Annotated in this window: 20 protein-coding genes and 1 pseudogene; 10 read left to right on the top strand and 11 right to left on the bottom strand. The window is 24.1% G+C overall.

Annotated elements, in window-relative coordinates; genetic code table 11:
- Positions 1-378 precede the first annotated feature (378 nt).
- The 3 genes from MarbSA_RS00885 to MarbSA_RS00875 all read left to right on the top strand — a co-directional run bounded on the left by MarbSA_RS00885 (position 379) and on the right by MarbSA_RS00875 (position 3147).
- Positions 379-1320 (top strand): ABC transporter substrate-binding protein, encoded by a 942-nt coding sequence (locus tag MarbSA_RS00885; RefSeq protein ID WP_054835909.1) that lies wholly within the window; start codon positions 379-381, stop codon positions 1318-1320.
- Positions 1321-1609: 289 nt separating this feature from the next.
- Positions 1610-2347, top strand: coding sequence for an ABC transporter permease (locus MarbSA_RS00880; RefSeq protein WP_221061644.1), 738 nt, complete (start codon positions 1610-1612; stop codon positions 2345-2347).
- Positions 2348-2406: 59 nt separating this feature from the next.
- Positions 2407-3147 carry an ABC transporter ATP-binding protein gene (locus tag MarbSA_RS00875; protein WP_054835853.1) on the top strand — a complete coding sequence of 247 codons (741 nt, stop codon included), beginning with the start codon at positions 2407-2409 and terminating at the stop codon, positions 3145-3147.
- A gap of 195 nt (positions 3148-3342) precedes the next feature.
- Here MarbSA_RS00875 and MarbSA_RS00870 read toward each other — a convergent pair whose 3' ends face one another.
- Together MarbSA_RS00870 and MarbSA_RS00865 are read right to left on the bottom strand one after the other, a co-directional pair.
- Positions 3343-3543: a MoaD/ThiS family protein gene (locus MarbSA_RS00870; protein ID WP_042703893.1), complete on the bottom strand. Its 201-nt coding sequence runs from the start codon at positions 3541-3543 to the stop codon at positions 3343-3345.
- A 129-nt stretch (positions 3544-3672) separates the two neighbouring features.
- Entirely contained in the window at positions 3673-4425 is a 753-nt protein-coding gene (locus tag MarbSA_RS00865) for a HesA/MoeB/ThiF family protein (protein ID WP_054835914.1), read from the bottom strand.
- 542 nt (positions 4426-4967) lie between these two features.
- On the opposite strand from MarbSA_RS00865, the gene hdrC reads away from it, so the two are divergent.
- The 5 genes from hdrC (at position 4968) to MarbSA_RS00840 (ending at position 10316) form a co-directional block, all read left to right on the top strand.
- Complete coding sequence (gene hdrC, locus MarbSA_RS00860) at positions 4968-5558, top strand: ferredoxin:CoB-CoM heterodisulfide reductase subunit HdrC (RefSeq protein WP_080460699.1); 591 nt, start codon at positions 4968-4970, stop codon at positions 5556-5558.
- Between the two features lie 165 nt (positions 5559-5723).
- The gene (gene hdrB, locus MarbSA_RS00855; RefSeq protein WP_221062032.1) at positions 5724-6707 is read left to right on the top strand and encodes a ferredoxin:CoB-CoM heterodisulfide reductase subunit HdrB; all 984 of its coding nucleotides are present in this window, start codon (positions 5724-5726) and stop codon (positions 6705-6707) included.
- Positions 6708-7093: 386 nt separating this feature from the next.
- Positions 7094-8347, top strand: coding sequence for a methanogenesis marker 16 metalloprotein (locus MarbSA_RS00850; RefSeq protein WP_054835857.1), 1254 nt, complete (start codon positions 7094-7096; stop codon positions 8345-8347).
- A 465-nt stretch (positions 8348-8812) separates the two neighbouring features.
- The gene (locus MarbSA_RS00845; protein WP_221061643.1) at positions 8813-9610 is read left to right on the top strand and encodes a hypothetical protein; all 798 of its coding nucleotides are present in this window, start codon (positions 8813-8815) and stop codon (positions 9608-9610) included.
- A gap of 25 nt (positions 9611-9635) precedes the next feature.
- Positions 9636-10316 (top strand): diphthine--ammonia ligase, encoded by a 681-nt coding sequence (locus tag MarbSA_RS00840; RefSeq protein WP_054835528.1) that lies wholly within the window; start codon positions 9636-9638, stop codon positions 10314-10316.
- A 14-nt stretch (positions 10317-10330) separates the two neighbouring features.
- Here MarbSA_RS00840 and MarbSA_RS00835 read toward each other — a convergent pair whose 3' ends face one another.
- The 8 genes and pseudogenes from MarbSA_RS00835 to MarbSA_RS10480 all read right to left on the bottom strand — a co-directional run.
- Positions 10331-10909, bottom strand: a complete 579-nt coding sequence (locus MarbSA_RS00835; RefSeq protein WP_054835527.1) for a hypothetical protein — start codon at positions 10907-10909, stop codon at positions 10331-10333.
- Between the two features lie 160 nt (positions 10910-11069).
- Entirely contained in the window at positions 11070-12311 is a 1242-nt protein-coding gene (locus tag MarbSA_RS10500) for an A24 family peptidase (RefSeq protein ID WP_221061642.1), read from the bottom strand.
- Positions 12312-12780: 469 nt separating this feature from the next.
- Entirely contained in the window at positions 12781-14394 is a 1614-nt protein-coding gene (pyrG, locus tag MarbSA_RS00825) for a glutamine hydrolyzing CTP synthase (protein WP_280636266.1), read from the bottom strand.
- A 251-nt stretch (positions 14395-14645) separates the two neighbouring features.
- Positions 14646-15860, bottom strand: a complete 1215-nt coding sequence (locus tag MarbSA_RS00820; RefSeq protein ID WP_221061641.1) for a cofactor-independent phosphoglycerate mutase — start codon at positions 15858-15860, stop codon at positions 14646-14648.
- A gap of 127 nt (positions 15861-15987) precedes the next feature.
- Positions 15988-17007 (bottom strand): homoserine dehydrogenase, encoded by a 1020-nt coding sequence (locus MarbSA_RS00815; protein ID WP_221061640.1) that lies wholly within the window; start codon positions 17005-17007, stop codon positions 15988-15990.
- Positions 17008-17140: 133 nt separating this feature from the next.
- Positions 17141-17626 (bottom strand): amino acid-binding protein, encoded by a 486-nt coding sequence (locus MarbSA_RS00810; RefSeq protein ID WP_042703873.1) that lies wholly within the window; start codon positions 17624-17626, stop codon positions 17141-17143.
- Positions 17627-18215: 589 nt separating this feature from the next.
- Positions 18216-18431, bottom strand: coding sequence for an Asp-tRNA(Asn) amidotransferase subunit GatC (gatC, locus tag MarbSA_RS00805; RefSeq protein ID WP_042703870.1), 216 nt, complete (start codon positions 18429-18431; stop codon positions 18216-18218).
- A 435-nt stretch (positions 18432-18866) separates the two neighbouring features.
- A pseudogene (locus tag MarbSA_RS10480) lies at positions 18867-18923 on the bottom strand (hypothetical protein); the annotation flags it as partial.
- 185 nt (positions 18924-19108) lie between these two features.
- On the opposite strand from MarbSA_RS10480, the gene MarbSA_RS00795 reads away from it, so the two are divergent.
- Both MarbSA_RS00795 and MarbSA_RS00790 read left to right on the top strand, forming a co-directional pair.
- Entirely contained in the window at positions 19109-19357 is a 249-nt protein-coding gene (locus tag MarbSA_RS00795) for an AbrB/MazE/SpoVT family DNA-binding domain-containing protein (protein WP_054835578.1), read from the top strand.
- Complete coding sequence (locus MarbSA_RS00790; protein WP_054835579.1) at positions 19344-19733, top strand: type II toxin-antitoxin system VapC family toxin; 390 nt, start codon at positions 19344-19346, stop codon at positions 19731-19733. The genes MarbSA_RS00795 and MarbSA_RS00790 overlap by 14 nt, the downstream gene beginning before the upstream one ends.
- 306 nt (positions 19734-20039) lie before the next feature.
- On the opposite strand, the gene MarbSA_RS00785 is transcribed toward MarbSA_RS00790, so the two are convergent.
- Positions 20040-20420 carry a hypothetical protein gene (locus MarbSA_RS00785; RefSeq protein ID WP_221061639.1) on the bottom strand — a complete coding sequence of 127 codons (381 nt, stop codon included), beginning with the start codon at positions 20418-20420 and terminating at the stop codon, positions 20040-20042.
- Between the last annotated feature and the right edge of the window lie 42 nt (positions 20421-20462).

The raw sequence follows: 20462 nt of genomic DNA, 5'->3' as shown, positions 1-20462 counted from the left end.
ATAACTCTCTATATAATTAAATAAATAAATTATAATAATTTAATAAATTATAATAGTTTTTTATTAAATAATTTTTTATTAGTATAATTGATTGCTTGTTTTATATTGATATTGCTATTGATTATATCAACTATTATTATATTAAATTTATTTTACTATTATTTTTATTAATATTACTTATTAACATTACTTTATTAATAATATTTTTTATAATATCAATTTATAAACAATATTTTTATTAGTATTAAATTTATTAATATTAATCTCATTCATTTTACTTTATATTTAATTATATAGAATAATATTTTTGATACTAAAACAAATAAAAAACAATATTAATGATAATAACTTAATAACAAATAAAAAGGAGAAAAAATTATGGATAATAAATATATAGTATTAATAATTGCAATAGTTATAGTACTAGTTGGAGCAGGAGCATATCTTTATGCTAATTCATCTGATCCTGATACTGTTAACATTGGATATTTGCCATCAGATCATCATGCTGCATTGTTAATAGCTGAAGCTGAGAAAAAATATGAATCCAAGGGAGTCAAAGTTAACCTTGTTAAATTTGATAATGGTGGTAATTTAATGACTGCTATGGCAAATGGTGAAGTTGATGTAGGTTATGTAGGTATAACTCCAGCATTATCCTCAATATCAAAAGGAGTTCCTGTTAAAATTGTCTCATCTGTTCAAGAGGAAGGAAGTGGAATTGTTGTTCCTGATGATTCAGGTATATCTAATGTATCTGATTTAAAAGATAAAAAAGTAGCTACTCCAGATCCAAGTTCAATACAATATATGCTTCTTTTATATGCTCTTAAAGAAGCAAACTTAGATAAAAATGATTTAACTATTTCATCTCTAAAGTCTCCACAATTAGTAGATGCTATAAAAACTAAAAAACTTGATGGAATTGTAGCTTTTGAGCCATTTGTAACTCAAGCTGTTTTAAATGCTAATGGAACTGAAATTGCTTCCTCTAATGATATTTTACCAGAACACCCTTGTTGTGTAATAGTTGCAAGAGAAGATTTTATTACAAACCATGAGGATAAACTTAAAACAATATTAGATATTCATAATGAAACAACCGAATATATTTTAAAAAATCCTGAAGAGGCAGCTACTAAATTACCAGCAGACCAATTTGATGTTAATGTTGAAAAGGTAGCTATGAAAAATATAAAATTCACTTCTGGTTTAAGTGACGATTATAAAAACAAAGTTAAAGACTTTATGAATATAGAAATTGATTTAGGTTTAATAGAAAAAGCTTTAGACATTAATAAAATATTTCAAACTATATAAAGTTAAATATTAAGCTAAAGTATAAAAACAACACATAAAAAAGTAAATTAAAAATCATAATTTGATTTTTGATTACTTTTCCTTATTTTCAAATATAATAGTTAATATAATAATAGTTAAACTCAACTAATAAAATTAATACTAATAGAATTGATATTAATACTAATAGAATAGATATTAATAAAATTAAAATAATAAAATTTTAATATAAAGTTTTAATAGTCTAAAGAGTAATAAAAATTAATATTAAATATAATAATTTTTATTTTAAATAATGGTTAAGGGTATCTTGAATAAAAAAGTTCTTTCATTAATAATTCCAGTAACTTTAATAATCATATGGTTTTTAATCACAATGGTTTTTAAAGTATTTCCAGATTATATAATACCTACTCCATTAGATGTATTAAATGCTGGATACAACCTGATAATCACAGGTCAGTTACTAGATGACACAATAAATACATTATTTAAGGTTTTATTAGGGATAATATTAGCTACAATAGTAGCTGTTCCATTAGGTCTAATTTTAGGATGGTCTGAAAGATTAGAAGCTATGTCAGAATTAATAGTTAGTATTCTAAGACCTATTCCTCCAGTAGCATGGATACCATTTTCACTTTTATGGTTTGGTATTGGAATAGCTCCAGCAGTGTTTATTATATTTATGGGTTGTATATTTCCTATCCTTGTTTACACAATTGATGGCGTAAAAAGAACTGATAAAGTTTTAATAGAAGCAGGACAAACATTAGGAGCTAATGACTTTCAGATTCTTAGTAAAGTTATTTTTCCTTCATCCTTTCCAACCATAGTTACAGGATTAAAAGTTGCATTTGGAATTGATTTAATGTGTACAGTTTCTGCTGAGATGGTTGGATCAACATCTGGTTTAGGTCAAATGATTATGACTGCATCTACCTTATCTAATACTGGAGATATCGTTATTGGTATGTTAGCTATTGGTATTATTGGATTAGTATTTGATAGGCTTTTTATTCATGCTCAAAGGAAAATATTTTGGTAAGAACATAATAGATTATAAAAGCATAATAACTTAGAATTATTTATGAAATTTGGAATATTATGTCAATTAAAATAAAAAACATCAACAAGAAATTCAAAACAAATGAAAAAGAGATTATAGCACTAAACAATATAAATCTCGAAATTGAAGATAATGAGTTAATTTGTATTCTTGGTCCATCTGGCTGTGGAAAAACTACTTTACTTCGTTTAATTGGAGGACTTGAAAAGTCTGAAAGTGGGGAGATAATAGAAAATGGAGAGTTAGTTGAAAAACCATCAAGAGAACGAGGATTTGTTTTTCAACAATATTCATTATTTCCTTGGTTAAATGTATTAGATAATGTAATGTTTGGTTTAGAGATAGCTGGACATCCAAAAGAAGAAAATATTAGGAGAGCTAAGAAATACTTAGAAGCTGTAGGATTAGAAGGTGCAGAAGAGTTATATCCTCACGAACTTTCTGGTGGAATGAAACAAAGAGTAGCAATTATAAGATCTCTTGTTAATAAAACAAAGACATTATTAATGGATGAACCTTTTTCAGCTTTAGATATGCAAAATAGACATAAATTACAGGAAGAACTTATTAGAATATGGAATAAAACAAATAATACAATTGTTTTTGTTACTCATGATGTTGATGAAGCTGTTTTTCTTTCAGATAGGATTGTGATTATGAGTAAAGATCCTGGAGAAATAAAAGAAATTTTTGAAAATAATTTACCAAGACCAAGAAAAAGAGAAATAGAAGAATTTATTGAAATTCAAAATTTAGTCATAGAGATACTTGACAATTAATTTTTTTATATATTTAATAAATTTTCTATCGTTAAATAAATAATATTTATATTAATAAACTATATTAATAATATCTTTAATTATTATAGGTTGTATGTGTAAGAAAATGTTAATAATTTTAATAAAAAAAGTATAGATTTAATAAAAAGTATATATTAATAATATTATCTTATAATGTTATCTTATCTTATAATGTTATCCACCATAAACGATTTGTATAATTTGGACTTCATCTCCCTCTTTAATTATAGCTTCTTCTTCTACTATTTCTCCATTTTTTTTAACAACAGTACTTTCAATAGAAACATCAAGATCATTTAAAACATCTTGAACACAAATTTCTTCAGTAAGTTCCTTGTCTTCTTTTTTATTTTCAAATATTAATGTAAAACTCATAATAACACCTATTTTTTGTTAGATTTGAAATTATAGATAAACCGATATAGATCTATAAATAATATTTTATAATATCATTTAGATATAATATGATTTAGATTTATAAATATTTTAAATTTATAAATAATTTTATAATTCTATTACATCAAATGATGATAAATCTAAAATATTAAAACTTAAAAGTTTTGGTGAGTAAGTGACTTCACCAACCCCAGTTATTAATTTAAATGCTTCAAAAGCTTCTAAACAACCCACAATATTTGGTGTTGGACCAATAACTGGAGGAACTCCCCTATTCAATGAATTAATATCTTTTATTGTATTTTCATCTAATTCTTTATCGATTGAAGGTAATTGAAACATTTCTTCATAAGTTTTTGTTTCAGGAGTAAAAACAGAAACTTGACCCATTGTCCCATGAATTGCTCCATGAACATAAGGGATTTTGAGTTTTTTAGCAGCTCTACTTACAATTACACGAGTAACTAAATTATCTAATGCATCTAAGACTACATCAGACTCACCTATGACTTTTTCTACATTTTCTTCATTTAATTCTTCATTAAATGCATTAACTTCAACATAAGGATTTACATTTCTGACTCTTTCTTTTGCAGAATAACTTTTTTCTTTACCTAATGTTTCTAATCCACTGATTAGCTGCCTATTTAGGTTTGAAAGGTCAAAAATATCTTTATCAATTAAATTAATTTTTCCTACACCCATACGAGCTAGTTGTTCAATTAAGGACCCTCCGATTCCTCCACATCCAATTACAGTTACTTCTGCTTCTTTGAATCTAGTTTGTTGGCTTTTTGTTACTATGCTCATTTGACGACTAATAATTTCCCAATATCCCATTCCTATATATCTTGTTGGCATTAAATCACTTTCTTACTTTATACGATTTATAATTAAAATATTTATTTGAGTAGTCTTTATTGTTTATATATAAACTATAAGATTTATATATTCATATATAACTTTTATAAATGAATATAATACTATTCAATAATTAATATATTTTTAAATTTATATTGTTTTTATTTTAAATTTATATTCTTTTTAATATTATTATTCTAAATAATTAACTTAAATAATTATTTAATATTTATTCTTAATAACTAAATATCTATTCTTGATAATTATATTATTAATTTTAGTATCTAATTAATTTTAAATTTAATATTCCATTAATTTCTATGATACTATTTTTATTTTTAAGTCATTAATACAATTCTTAGCATTTTTATAACAATAGTTATATTTTTATATTATGACTAACTTATATATAAACATTTTCATGAGAATATTTTATTCTAATATTTGTTCTAATGTTTATTCTAATATTTATTATAATATTTATTATGATAATTATTATAATATAAAAATAAAGTAAGGATAAAACAAGGAGTTTAAAAAAGATGAATTATGAAAATGACAAGAATGATGATAAATATTCAATAAATCTTTCAAAGGAGATATTAAACTCTATCGAAGCTCCTAAAGATTTAGGACTACTTAAATGTATTCAATGTGGTATGTGTACATCATTATGTCCTGCTGCTGCACACACAGATTATAATCCTCGTGATCTAATAGCTAAAATCCTTAATAATGATGAAAGTATAATTGAAGATGATAAAATATGGAATTGTTTTTATTGTTATACTTGCCAAAGTGTATGTCCAGTTAAAAATAGTGCTTGTTTAGCTAATCAAGTTATTAGACAAATTGCTATTGATAGAGGAATAGCTAAAGAAAAAATAAAACCATTTGTAACATATGGGGAGACTTTTTTAGATATTGGAATTGGTGGAATGCCTAAAAGCTTTTTCATGGACTTAAACAAGGATATTGATGGTTGGTTAGATTTAAAAACTGATCTTGATAAAATAAGAGAAGAACTTTCTTTAGGTCCTGTGAAAATGCCTAAAAAATCAATTGAAGAGGTCAATTTATTACTTAAAAAAGCAAAATTTCATAAGAGAATGGAAAAGATGAAAAGTGAGTAATGTGAATGGCTAAATGAAAGTAATTTTTTAAATAAATGTAAAATGACTAAATGAGAGTAATTTCTTAAATAAAAGTAAATTTAAACAAAAAAAAAAAAAAATGAATAAAAATTGAATAAATAAAAATTGAACGAATAAAATTAATTAATAATAAATGAGTTGATAATTATGGATAAAATACCTGATAAAAATATTCTACTATTTAAAAGTTGTTTAGTTAGTACTGAATATCCGGGGATTGAATCTTCAACTAAATATATTTTTGATAAGTTAAACATTGATTATACTGTTGATCATGAACAATCTTGCTGTACAGGTCTTGGTCATTATAGTGATGTTTTTGATCAATTTTCTACAACATTAATAGCTGCTCGTAATTTCAATTTAGCTAAAAATATTGATAAAAAAAATATTGTGACTATGTGTGCAACTTGTTATGCTATAAATAAAAAATCCTCAGAAATATTAAATGAAAATGATGATTTAAGAGAAGAAATTAATTATATTTTTAATGGTTGTGCTTTTAATGAATATGAAAAAGGTTCTGTTGATACAGAAAAAAATATTCTCCATGTAGTTGATATTTTATATGATAAAAGAGATGAAATTAGTAAAAATATCGTGCGAGACTTATCAAATATTAAAATAGCTACCCATCATGCATGCCATTATTGTAAAGTGTCTTATGATAATATATTAGATGGATCTAGAAATCCAGTGTTACTTGATGAAATAGTAAAATCTTGTGGTATTGATACAATTGGATGGTATAGTGAAAAAAGAACTACTTGTGGTGCTGGTTTTCGCCAAAGATTTGTTAACAAAGATTTATCATTAGATGTAACTGAAAAGAAACTTTTAGCTTTAAAAGATGAAGATGTGGATATATTAATACACATGTGTCCAAATTGCCATATGCAGTTTGATAGATATCAACCATATATTCAAAAAAAATTAGATTTAGATTTTAAAGTGGTTCATCTAAACATTGCTCAATTTATTGCTTTAATTTTAGGTGCAGATCCATATAAAGTTGTTGGGATTCAAACTCATACTATCCCAATTGAACCATTCATTGAAAAGCTAAATAAAAATGATTCTAAAATTAAGGATAAAGTTGAAGATAGTGAAAATGAAATATCTACATAATCAATTTAAAAATTATTAAATTGTATTATTATTAATATTATAAAAATATATTACTATTATTAAAATATATTTATCAATATTATTAAAAAGTATTACTATTAATACTAAAATGTATTATTAATATTATTTAAAAGTATTACTATTACTAAAACATATTATTATCAGTATCAGTAATATTATTAATTTTTTAATTTTATTTTAATTTAACTTTAAATTTATATAAACCTTAATTATACTGATAATATTTTTTAAATATGAAAAAATATAACAATTGTTAACATTTATATATTATAAAAATTAATAAGATATAATATAGTTATTTAAATATTAAAAAATTATGAAAGAAAATCAATAAAATTTAAAACAATTCACTAGAAGGTGAGCTATTGTCAAAAAGAAGCTTAGATGATATTAATGAAAAAATAAAAAAGGGTGAAGCAAATGTATTCACTGCTCAGGAATTAAAAGAAGCTATTAAAAACGAAGAAGATATAAAGTTTGATGATGTTGATGTTGTAACAACTGGTACCTGTGGTATAATGTCTGGTACTGCTGCAATATTTCATATTGGAGTTACAGAACCTGGAGTTTTTCAAAAAGCTAAAAGTGTATATCTTAATGGTGTTCCTGCTTTTCCCGGACCATGTCCTAATGAGCTTTTAGGTTCAATAGATGTTATAGCATATGGAACAGAACATAGTGTAAGAGATCATGAATATGGTGGAGGATTTTTATTTAAAGATATTTTAAGTGGAAAAGATATTGATGTAGAAGTAGAATCAATAGATGGTCAAAAATTCGAAACTACTGTGAACATTGAAGATATCCCTAGAGCACAAATAATAGGAGTTAGAATGGCTTTTAGAAATTATACTGCTTTTGTAAATCCTAAAAATGATATTGTCAACTCAATTTTTAATGGAATACCAATGGAAGGGAGCTTAGATCAGCTTTCATTCTCAGGATGTGGTGATTTAAATCCTTTACAAAATGATGTAAGTGGAAATATAATAAAAGAAGGTACTAAAATATTGTTTAATGGAGGTCCTGGAGTAGTCTTAGGTTCTGGAACTAGGAGTTCTGATGCTAAACCAAATCTCATGTTAACTGCAGATATGCTTCAAATGTCTTCAGAATATATTGGAGGATTTAAAACTGGAGCTGGACCTGAAATATATGACTCAGTAGCTATACCAATACCTATACTAAATGAAGAAATTTTCAATGATGTTAAAATATTAAACAGTGATATCCCTCTTGTAATAGCTGATATCCATGGAAGGCATTTACCTTTAACAGAAACTAGTTATGATAAAGTATGGGAAGGATATGATGAGCGACCTACTTTTAATTCAAGTAATTTTAATAAAGATGATAATGCTGAAATTCAAAAATCTTGTCCAACAAATGCAATCAATGATAATGGAACAATTGATCTTGATAAGTGTTTTGGTTGTGGATTATGTGTATATCTTAATAAAAATGACACATACACAATGAATTTAGGTTCAGTTGATGTTGAAATTGAAAATAAAAATCATAATATACCTATTACCTGCAGACAATCAGATATTCAAAGAGGTAAAAAGATCTCATCTAAATTGAAACAATTAATAATTGATAAAGAGTTTGATTTATAAACAAATATTAATCCCATATTATTTTCTCATAAAATTTAAATCAAATAACTTTATTCAATTTATTTAAATTTATCAACTTTATTTATTTTTATAATATTATTTTATTAAATAGATAAATTTTTAAATTAACTTTTTTAAAATGACTTTTAATATAATCTAAATTTTTTAATTTAATTTATACTATTCCTTACTTTTTTATATTCAAAATGATGTAAATTATAATATAATCAGAAAATAAATAGTTCATTTAATCAAAACATTTATACTATATATTAGCTAAATTAATTATAATTAAATATTTAAATTAATTATTTAATTAATTATTCTAAAATAATTATTCTAATTGAGTATTCCAAAATAATTATTCTAAATTAAGTATTCTAAATTAAGTATTATTTAACTGAACATTCTAATTATATAAATAAATATTGAATTAATAATTAATTTTATTTTTGAGATGATTTAATGGATATTATAGGTGCAATTATTTACATTTTCTTATTTATCTTGCTGATGGTGTTTGTTTTCTCAATGGGGCTTTTGACACCGATAATTGGGAAAAAAGATATTATTTCAGTTTTAGCTATTGGATTCATAGTTGGTTTAGTTGGAGGAACTTTTTTTATATCTCCAATATATCAAGAAATGCCATATGTTGTAGGATCAGTATATGAAACTATTGGTGATAACAACGAAACGATCACCGCAGAATTATCTCCTTCAATAGATGAAAACAGTTTAATCACTGAATTAAAACAAAAAGAAGGAGTTATATCAGTATCTAACAAAGGAATTGTTCTTAAAACAGACCCCTTTCCCGAGGATAGAAAAAAAATAATTGAAGAAAAAATACCTATTGTTGATGAAAATTTTAAAAATTTCTCAGTACAGACTGGAGGGTTAATTTCAATAAATTTCACTGGTAATTATGATCCTAGTACAGCTATCGATACTTTATCAGAATGGTTAATGTATTCAAGTGGAATTAATGTTAAATATTCTTCAGTTATTATACAAATTAATGCTAAATCTAATAGTGTTAATGAAATTACCGACTATTTAGAGTCCAAAAATATCGTTGTTAATTCAATAGATGGTCCTGTACAGAATGCTATTAATAGTACTAAAGAATCTATGATAGATACTAATTACATGATACTAATTTCAGGAATTATAGGGGTTATTGTAGCTATTATTAGTATATTCTTTGATAATATTACAGAAGGAATAAGAAGGATTATTATCAAAATCAGAAATAGATGAAATAAATTTAAAAAAGGTTATATATATGAATTCAGCAGTTTTATTTTCTGGAGGAAAGGATAGTACAATGGCTTGTTATGAAGCTATAAAAAACGGTGATAGTATTTCATATTTATTATCAATGGAATCTGAAAATGATGAATCATACATGTTTCATATACCTAATATCCATTTAACTGAATTAATTGCTGAAGCTATGGATATACCCATTATTAAAGCTAATACAAAAGGTTTAAAAGAAGAGGAACTTGTAGATCTTAAAGAAAACTTAGAAATTCTTAAAAATAAAGGTGTAGAAGCAATTTACACCGGTGCTCTTTTTTCAGTCTATCAGAAATCAAGAATTGATAAAATATGTGAAGATTTAGGATTAAATTCAATTTCACCTCTATGGAATGTTGATGAAGAAGAATATATGAAAAGGATAGTTGATTTAGGGTTTGAAGTGATAATAACCGGAGTTTTTGCTTATGGGCTTGATGAGTCATGGCTTGGCAGAAAAATTGATTATAATGCAATTGATGAATTAAATGAGATTAAAGACAAGTATAAAATAAATATTGCATTTGAAGGTGGAGAAGCAGAAACATTAGTTGTTGATGGACCAATTTTTAAAAAAAGAATAGAAATAGAAGATGCTGAAAAGATATGGAATAATGATAATGGAATCTTTCATGTTAAAAAAGCATATTTAATAGACAAATAGTGAATAATTATACTCTAATAAACTTCTACATTTTTTAATATAATATTTTCTGTTTCTATTGGCCATTCAATAGTAACTTTATAATTAATATTTTTTTTAAAATTTAATCTAGAATTAATATTATCTGCATTAAACATAATTTTAATTTGTTTTGAATAGTTAAATGCATCTAAATTTCCAGTGACTATTCCTTTTTTTAGCATAGAATCATTAGAAAAGATTAAATATGTTTCTTTAGGCATTTCAACATAAAGTATTCTTTTTGATCCAACTCCATCTGAGTAAACATCATCGATAGAGTTAGTAATTTTTGAAATTTCTGATTTTGTTTCTAATAATTTTACAGTACTAAGTGTTGAATCAACAGCTATTTCTGTTAAAGGTAAAGAAATTGAAACAAGAATTAAAATTGATATTAATGATATGAGTAAAAATTCAATAGAAAGCTGTCCTCTTTTATCATTATGCAAATTGAACATTTTGAATATTCTCAATATGCTTCTAACAATGTTTGTGTGCTTAAATAAAATAAGGAAAATTAATAATTTTATATATCTCTCTTCAATTTGTTTTTTAATATTTTTTAAAATCATTTTTATCTCCTTTTTTATTTTCTTACTCTCCAATCTTTATTTTGTCATACAATTTTCTTTTTGCATTCTTTTATTGTTTTTTTAATTTCTTTATTTTTTATTTTCGCCCTTTTTATCCCATTAATGGTGTTATATTAATTTAAAGGTCTATGAACTTGTATTAAGCAAATAAATTTATTATTTTAAATAAAATCGATGATAAATCGCCAATAAAAATACTAAAAATAAGTCCTATAAATATTGATGGTGCAAAAGGAAGGCCTAATTTAATGTAAACTGTATTAAAAATCATATCATTATTAAATAATTTTTTAATCAATAGTAAATCTTGTTTTGATAGTCCTGCAGCAGTTTTTGAAGTTAATATATACTTATTTTTATTCTTTTTAAAACTAATATTATAAAAATTTTTTTCATTTTTAAGATTAAATTTAATCAAAAAATATTCTAAATTAACATCAGAGGACATATTGTTTAAATTAAAAGAATTTATTACTAATTTATCAATAATCATCCCTTCTTTGAGATATTCAATTTTAATTTGTTTTTTTGACCCATATTTGACAATCTTTTTAAATTTAAGTAATATTTCACTTGTAAATTTTGAAATTAAGCTGAAAAATACTCCAAAAAATACAACATAAAAAAGATTTTCATTTTTAATAATTCCAAATCTAAATAATGAAAAAACTAAAAATACATAAATAAAAATGAATATTATCATTCTTAATATTTTATTATATGATTTTAATTGTTTACCCCTGATATTATCCAAAGTCCTTTTTTTAAAATTTATAATATTTTTAGAATAAAATTTACATAAACTTTCCATATTTACATTAAATTCATATTTATAGTATTTAAAATAATTATTAAAATCATGCCTAAAATCATTATGCAAATAATTTTTAAAGTGATTATTATTAAAATAATTAATTAATATAAATAATACTAAAAAAGGAAAAGAAATTAATATACTATTAAATATTATTGTTAATGGAAATGGATAAATAGCTATTACAGGAAAATTAACCCCATATATACTAAATAAAATTTGATGGTTAATTAAAAATGGTTGAATAGGTAAAACAGAGCTAATTGCTGTAATTAATTTAACATCCCCTCCACCCCATAATCTAATTTTCCACAATATATAGCATAAAACAAAAGTAATTATAGATAATACTATAGAGTTTATAATCATAATACTATTTTTAAAGATAATTGAAAAAATGAAATTAATTGTGATACCAAATAAAAATAAAGTAAAAGTCAGTTTGTTTGGAATTTTATAATATTTTAAATCAGAAAATGTAGCTATCATAGCAAATATTAAGACTATTGAAATTGAAGATAATATTAAAATGTTTTCATAGCTAATATTTAAATTATTTAATATCATATTCCATCAATCCATACTTTACAACAATATTTTGCATTATAAAAAATTTTATAAAGAACTCTAATTATTTGATAAATTATTCATTTGATTAATTTTTTATTTAATTAATTATCTGATCAATGAATATATTGATAAAACAAGTATTTAAATTATTACTTTTTTTAAAAATAATATTACTATATATTTCTAAAATTTTAAATTTATATAAAATTGTCTTAAAAATAAAAAAATATTATAAAAAATATATAAGAATATTATAAAAAATATAAGAATATTAAAGAATATTGCAAAAAATAGGTAAAATTAGGTAAAAATATTGATAAATTAAATGTTATTATATTACAGCCTAAAAATAAGCTAAAAAATAAAAACAATTTAAAAAATTAAACTAAAAAATAAATTAAATAAAAAAATTAAATAAAAGATTAAATAAAAGATTAAATAAAAAGTTCTAAAAATAAAGGTTTAATTATTTATTTTTAGAATAATTAGATGCAGCTTCCATAAATGACACAAATAACGGATGAGCTTTGTTAGGACGTGATTTAAATTCAGGATGGAACTGACAACCTAAAAACCAAGGATGATCTGGAAGTTCTACAATTTCTACAAGAAAATCATCAGGAGAAGTACCAGAAATAACAAGGCCTGCTTCTTGAAGTTCGTCTCTAAATTCATTATTAAACTCATACCTATGTCTATGACGTTCTTTTATGAGGTCTTCCTTATATGAAAGATATGCCTTAGTATCTTTAATAAGTTTACAATCATAAGAACCTAAACGCATAGTTCCTCCCATTTGCTTAATCTCCTTTTGTTTTTCCATGAGATCTATAACAGGATAATGGATATCTTTATCAAATTCAGTACTATTTGCATTTTTCATTTTATTTCTTCTAGCAAATTGTATTACCATAGAGTGCATTCCAAGACAAATTCCAAAAATAGGAACATCATTAACTATTGCATATTCAACAGCATCAAGCTTACCTTCTACACCCCTTTCACCAAAACCTCCAGGAATGAGAATCCCATCAAGTTCCTTCAATTCTTCTTGATCAAGATCATCGACATCAGAACTAATATATTTAAGATTTAATTTAATACCAATTTGAGCTGCTGCATGTAATAAAGATTCCCTAATACTAATATAAGAATCTTCGAGCTCTATATATTTTCCAATTATAGCAATAGTAACAATAGGATCTTTTTTCTGGAGAGATTTAACAGTAGCTTTCCATTCATCTAAATCTGCAGATTTAGTATCTACATCCAATTGTATCCTATTAGCTATGAAATTACCAACATTTTCTTTATCAAGAGTTAATGGAACTTCATAAATAGATGAGGCATCAGGAGCATTAACAACAGCATTAGGATCTACATCACAAAAATGAGCAATTTTTCGTTTTAAATCTTCATCAATAGGATCTTGACTTCTACAAACAATCATATCAGGATTTATACCTGTACTACGAAGTTCTTTTGTACTATGTTGTGTTGGTTTTGTTTTAAATTCACCTGCAGCATTGAGGTAAGGAATAAATGTCACATGTACAAACATGACATTATCATGACCTTCTTCATTTCTAAGTTGTCTGAGAGCTTCTAAAAATGGCTGACTTTCAATATCTCCAACAGTTCCACCAAGTTCAATCAAAATAATATCATAATCATTAATCCCTGCAGTTTTTCTTATCATTGATTTAATTTCATCAGTAATATGAGGAATTATCTGAACACAAGCTCCTAAAAATTCTCCTTCTCTTTCTTTTTCAATAACTGACTGATAAACTTTACCAGTAGTGATATTGGAAACTCCTGGAAGTTCAACATCTAAAAAACGTTCATAATGACCTAAATCAAGATCACATTCCATTCCATCATAAGTCACAAAGACTTCACCATGTTGATAAGGGTTTAATGTACCAGAATCCCAGTTTAAATAAGGATCAATTTTAATAGCTCCCACTTTCAAACCATAGGATCGTAAAATTCTTCCAATAGATGCAGAAGTAATTCCTTTTCCAATTGAACTAACAACCCCACCAGTAATTATAATATATTTTGTCAGAACATCCACTCCATTATTTATTTAAAACACTTTTAAGATTAAAGAATTAAAATAATTTTTAATATGTTAATAATTTTTAATTAATTTATAATTAATTTATAATTAACTTATTCTAATTTTATCCTAATATTACTTTTATCCTATTAATATATAAATTAATATAAGTTATATTAGGTTTAGTACATGTAATATAAGGCTTACTATATGCAATATAAAGTTTAATATATGTAATAAGGTTTAATATATTTACTATTAGGTTTTTAAATTATCATCCTACTAACTAAATTATATGCTTTATCAATTCCCAAAGACCCATCAATCACAGATTTTTCAGTGTAAACTTTCACATTATCTGAAAAATCCTCTTCAAAACTAGAATAAATAGCTAACGGAACAGGGTCTCTAGTATGAGTTCTAATATCAATAGGAGTAGCATGATCAGGGAGAATAGCTATTTTATAGTTTTCATAATCAGTAATATTATTCATTATTTGACCTAAAACATGTTTATCTATTCTTTCAATAGCTTTAATTTTTTCTTCAATGCTTCCAGCATGACCTGCTTCATCAGGTGCTTCAACATGAACAAATAAAAAATCATTATTTTCTAAAGCATCAGAAGCATATCTACCTTTAGCCTTATAATCAGTGTCAAAATAGCCAGTAGCTCCAGGAACATCAATATTATTTAACCCTGCGAAAACTCCAATACCCTTTAATAAATCCACACCAGTAATGACAGAACCATTTAATCCAAAAATATCTCGAAATTTCGGCATTGAAGGTTTTAATCCTTGACCCCATAACCAAACCATATTAGCAGGCTTTTTATTATTAGCAATTCTTTCTTGATTAATAGGATGGTTCTCTAAAACTTCTTTTGAATATAACATTATATTTTTTATATTTAAAAATTCATCAGAATTCCAGTTTGTAAAATCATCAATATTTTGACCAACAATATCATGAGGAGGAGTAGTTTTTAAATCAGAAAGCTTTGAACCATTTTTAACAAACAAATGCCTATAACTTATTCCAGAATAGAATTTTCCATCTCCAAATTTATCAATGACTGGATTTTTTAAAAATTCCTTGTTTAAATCATCTATAAGGATAGCGGCTTCTTTAGAAGTTATATGACCAGCATTAAAATCATCAATTTTACCATTTTTTTCAGTTATTAAATTACAACGAAAAATAACTTCTTCTCCACTAGTTTCAATACCCATACTACCTGCTTCAAGAGGACCTCTACCAGTATAATATTTTTGAGGATTATAACCAAAAATACTCATATTCGCTACATCAGAACCAGGTTCAAAGTTTTTTGGAACTGTATTTAATTGACCAGCCCTTCCTTTACTAGTCAATTCATCAATATTAGGCTTATTAGCTACTTCTAGAGGAGTTTTATCTTTTAACTCAGATATAGGATAATCAGACATCCCATCCCCTATTAAAATTACATATTTCATATTAATTCCTGTGAATAATAAATAATTATTAAATTTTTTGTATAATTTTTTAGTTATATGACTTATATTTAATATAACTTATAGCTATATAACTTACATTTTAGATTTTAGTTATATAATTTTTTAACTAATATTTCTTTTTAATTATATTAATAATATCTGTAAGCATAGCAGAAGCTGTTTCAATAGATCCTGCACCTTTTCCTACGACAGTAACTTCATCTGCAAGGTCAGTTCTTATTGTAGCCATATTTAAAGTACCTTCAATAGCATAAGGACTGTTATTTTTGACAAGCCTAGGGGATACACTGAGACTATCTTTAGATACTTCAGCTATTAGCTTAATAAGATAACCTTCTTTTTTAGCTAATTCAATAGCTTCAGAAGTAATCTTTGAAATTCCTTCTACTTTAACATCAGAATAAGTAGCTGGAACTTTAAAAATAGAATTAGCTAAAATTACTGTTTTACATGCTGCATCGATACCTTCAACATCTTGAGTTGGATCAGTTTCAGCTATTCCTAATTGTTGAGACTCTTCAAGAGTATTTTTATAGGATGATCCTTCAGTAGTCATTCTTGAAAGAATATAATTAGTTGTTCCATTTAAAATTCCAATAATCGAAGAAATATTTGAACTAGGTAAAGTTTCTTCAGCAAAATTTATAATAGGCATAGCTCCTCCAACAGAAGCTTCATACTTAAATTCAACATTATTTTTATCTGCAATATCTATCATTTCAGAAAAGAACAAAGCTAAATGACCTTTATTTGATGTTACAACGTCTTTTCCTGACTCAAAAGCTTTAATAGTTAATGATTTTGCAGGTTCACCATCATCAATATTAGTGGGAGTAGCTTCAACTAATAAATCATAATCAACCTGATTTAAAACATCTAAACCATTAACATCACAACCAAAGTCAGGATATTTAGATAGTGTTCCTTCTTTTTCCTTTGTTTCAATTAAGATTTTTTCATCTAATCCATCACCTGAAATAGCTGAAGAAGATGAATCAGCAACAGCTACTAACTTAAGGTTAACGTCAAATTTATCCTTAATATTATCTTTTTTAATGGATATTGCTTCAGCCACTCCTTTACCAACAGCACCAAATCCCATTAAAATTATTTTTAAATCTTTCATTTTTCTTCCTCTAAAAGTTTAAAAAACATTTTTAAAAAAATATTAATTTCTAAAACATATGATTTCATAAAGTATCTTATTTTAATATATTAATTAAGTATCTTATTATTAAGTATTATAACATATGGTATGCTTATACTTCATTTACAACTAAAAGACCTTTATCATCAGCAATATCTTGAATTTTATTGAGAACAATAGCTTTTTTACCAGCATCAGATTCAACAATAATCATAGCAGAAGATTCTAATTCTTCTTCAAGTTTAACATCAAGACCAACAACTGATACTCCTTCAAGAGCATTAATCTTATCCATTGTGTCTTTAATATCAGTATCAATAACATGACCAATTAAGATAGTACTGAGTTTTTCTTTTACAACTACTCCATCTAATTCAAGAATAGTTATATTCATTTCTTTTAATTTCTCTATAACTTGTTTAAGATTTCCTCTTTCACCTTCAATTGTTATCTGAACAGGAATCATTCCTCTTTCATTTTTAAAATCCCTTTGGTGAATAACAGTTACTAAATTTGTGCCAAGAGTACTAATTGGCTCAAGTACTGATAAAAGTTGCCCTGGAACATCTTGAAGTTCTAGAACTAAGTTCATTTTCATTTTATCACCTTTAAAAACAATGTTTCTATAATTTATACAATTAATATTTAATAAATAATAATATTTAACAAATAAATATAATAATATTTAATAAATATAATATAATAATACTTAATAAATGAATATAATTTATATGAATAATTTTATAAAGTAATGAATATCTAAATTTATAAAGTATTATACTATATTTATAAATTCTAAGTATTATACTCTATTTATATATAATCTGTTTATAGATATTTAAAAAATTTAATTAAAAATATTGATAATTTAAAAATATAAAATAACAATTTAATAAAAATAGATTATTGATAAAGATTTTATTCAAATGATTGAAATATATTGGATTATATATAAAATCTTAAGTTTTAAACCAATTAAACCTATCAAAATAGTTAATATTTAATTATATTTTTGATAATAATATATTATTATATTATAATAATATTTACTATTTTACTATTATATTCTATTAATTAATAATAGCCTTTTAATTAATATTAGTCTATAATTAAATTATTAAATTTATAATTAATAGTAGCATAGAATTAATTATAATTAACCATTATCATAATAATTAATGTTATATCTAATTAATCCATTCAGCTTTTTTAACTAGTAAATGACCATCTTTATCGGTTTTAGCATTTTTCATGATTTTTTCTGGATTTTTTTCATTAGATACATCTTTGCGTGTGAGATTAACATTATCAACTATGTAATGAGTTTCTTCAAGGTCCGGAATATTTTCAAGCGTCTTAGAAAAATCTTTAAGAATTTTTTCTGCATCTTTTTCAATTTTCATTATATAATATTTATTAATAAATTATATATAAAAGTTTTGTATTTTCATGATTATATGGACTAAAATATAAATAGAAGTTAAAAACAAATTCGCATTGATTTATCTATAAGTAAATAATTAATTATTTTTAATATAATACCTCAAAGCTTCTGTTTTAGGTTTATAATAACATATAAGAGCATAATAATCATTTTAAGTAGGTTTAGGACCATAAGATTCGAAATAACCTATAAACTTAAAGATCCATCTACTCCCATAAATACCATATGAATTATAATTATTATAAGTTGTTGAATATCCTATCATAGCCATATTAGATTCTAATTCACTACTTAAATAAGCAACATCTCCAAAATCACTGCACCAAGCAGTAATTTATTATTATTCAAAATATTAAAATTATTACCTAATTTGATTTGGATATTTAAATTTTTCTTAATGTAAATCTGCATATTTCTTGTTTAACAACAATTTATTAACATCTTTCCCCTTTAAATATACTTTTGCTAAGCAACGACCATATTGATCATGATTCTTTTATCATCAATATCTAATGTTACTTTTTTACCTAATAATAATATGATGTTTTTCATTTTAAGTGTAAAAACCATGATGAAAAAAATTAGGTAAATTATAAATAGTTTGGAATATAATATATCGTTAGGTGTGTGAGAATTATGGTAACCACAACAAAAATTTATGATAAATATCAAACTGTTATTCCTAAAGAGATAAGACAAAAATTAGATATCACTAAAGAGGATATTGTAGAATGGAGATTATTAGAAAATAATGACATTAGAATTAACATTAGAAAAAAATCAGATTTTAAAGATATCATTGGAATGATTAATACAAAAAAACCTACTGATGCTGTTGAATTAAAGAAAAAAGCACAAAAAGGTGAAAAAATTGATATTCATTGATGCTTCATTCATAATAGGTTTAATGAATAAAAAAGATCAATGGCATGATAAAGCTTTAGATTTGGTAGATTTTTGCGAAAAAAAAGAAAAATTCACTTCTAATTTAGTTATAACTGAAATTTTAAATAGTGTAGGAACATATATTGGAGGAAAAGGTGGAAAACTCCTTTATGATAACTTAAAAGATAATTATACTATATATGATGAAAATAGAGAAATATATGATTTAGCTATTTATACATTCAGACACTTCAATGGAAATATAGGATTTGCTGATTGTGTTAGTATAGAAATTATGAAAAAGCATAATATAAATCAGATAGTATCATTTGATTCTGATTTTGATAAGATAAAAGGAATTAAAAGAATTTTTTAAAGAAAATATTAGAATCAGATTAGTTTTTATAAGAAACTAACAACTTATAAAGACTAAAAACATTATAAAGAAATCTATTTTTTAATATGCTTGAATCTAAAATACATAAAGATTATAAAATATCAAATCTCAAAATATAATATTCTTAATTCTAGAATTGCTTCCCATTAAAACTAAAAACACAGAAATATTTATTAAATGTCACAGAAGAAGAATTATTAACTGTTGATGAGTAGGTCTTCGTTTTGCTATAAAATAAATGATTAAAATAATGCCTGATGGAGAAATTGTTAGTAATAGCAGATCTTAATATATTTTTTCTCTTAATAATCCATTTATCATTTCAGCATATCCTTCATTATCAAAAAAAAGTTCTATATCATAATATCCTTCTTCACAAAACAGATATACACTTTTTTCATTTTTTTCTACATCAATAATATTTTCAAAGTAAACCCCTATATCTTTCCCATCTATATTTTTTAATATTATACATTCATCATCTAATATTATTTCATTCATATTTTTATAATCATAGTCTAAAAATCCTGAGGGGAATATATAAATATTATTATAATTTTTTATTATTACTTCACAATAAACTCCATTCATTAAATCACGGAATAATTGGATTTTCCTATTTTCTTCATCCAATTCTTTATTTTTATTTATTGCTGTATTTATCATATTTTTTTTATCCTAATTTTAGTTTTAGACTTGTTATTTTGT

Source organism: Methanobrevibacter arboriphilus (genome assembly GCF_019669925.1).
Classification (GTDB): domain Archaea; phylum Methanobacteriota; class Methanobacteria; order Methanobacteriales; family Methanobacteriaceae; genus Methanobinarius; species Methanobinarius arboriphilus_A.
This window is presented reverse-complemented; position numbering and strand designations above follow the sequence as displayed.